The sequence below is a fragment of the Kitasatospora sp. MBT66 genome, from assembly GCF_000710405.2.
Taxonomy (GTDB): domain Bacteria; phylum Actinomycetota; class Actinomycetes; order Streptomycetales; family Streptomycetaceae; genus Kitasatospora; species Kitasatospora purpeofusca.
Genome location: NZ_JAIY01000010.1, coordinates 1,013,860 through 1,014,694, shown reverse-complemented (window position 1 = coordinate 1,014,694; position 835 = coordinate 1,013,860). Strand labels below are relative to the sequence as shown.

Below are 835 nucleotides of genomic sequence, written 5' to 3'. Positions count from 1 at the left end.
CACGAGGAAACGAGGAAAGAGCACATGAGCAACCCGTTCGCGGAGCAGATCGCCCAGGCGATGGCCGAGATGCAGACCGAGCTGGCCAGGGCCGAGGAGATGCAGCAGGAGATGAACGAGCTCACCGGCTCGGTCACCTCCAAGGACCGGATGGTCACCGCGAAGGTCGGTTCCCAGGGCCAGGTCGTCTCGCTCACCTTCCACACCAACGACTACCGCGACATGGCCCCCGCCGAGCTCGCCAAGATCCTCACCGATGTGCTCAACGAGGCCCGGGCCGATGTCGGCAAGCAGGTCGCCGAGCGGATCTCCCGCTTCGACGGGATCGGCGAGACGCTGCGGCTCTCGATGTCCGGCGGCAGCGAGCTGGACGAGATCCTCGAACCTCTCTGGGCGATGCGTCCGGGCTTCGACGCCGACGAGAAGAAGAAGAAGGAGAAGGCCGGCCGGCAGGAGGAGTTCCGTGGTTAGCCCGAACACCACCTCCAAGACGGCGATGCTCAAGAAGAGCTTCGCCGAGTTCTTCGAGCTCAAGGACTACGTGGCCAAGCTCACCCACGAGGCCGAGCACATCAACTCGATCAACCTCAAGGTGGGCGGGAACGACGAGATCGGCAAGCAGTACCACACCCAGGTCGACGACGGCACCAAGAACCTGTACGAGCTGCTCCTGAAGATCGGTTCCACGGTGGGCTCGGTCGGGGAGAACGGGGAACTGCTCGCCGTCACCCTCGACAAGGCCGGCGACCACGCCAACGACCTCGCCAACGGCTTCTGACCCACCCGTCGCCGACGGCCCTACCCCTCGCACAACCGGAAACGGCAGGCAGTCCCC

2 protein-coding genes are annotated in these 835 nt (G+C 64.9%); both read left to right on the top strand.

The features are described 5' to 3' along the window. Nucleotides 1-24 precede the first annotated feature (24 nt). Nucleotides 25-471: a YbaB/EbfC family nucleoid-associated protein gene (locus tag BI06_RS29065; RefSeq protein WP_051742062.1), complete on the top strand. Its 447-nt coding sequence runs from the start codon at nt 25-27 to the stop codon at nt 469-471. Further along, on the top strand, nt 464-778 hold the full coding sequence (locus BI06_RS29060; RefSeq protein ID WP_043472539.1) for a hypothetical protein: 315 nt from the start codon (nt 464-466) through the stop codon (nt 776-778). The genes BI06_RS29065 and BI06_RS29060 overlap by 8 nt, the downstream gene beginning before the upstream one ends. Nucleotides 779-835 lie beyond the last annotated feature (57 nt).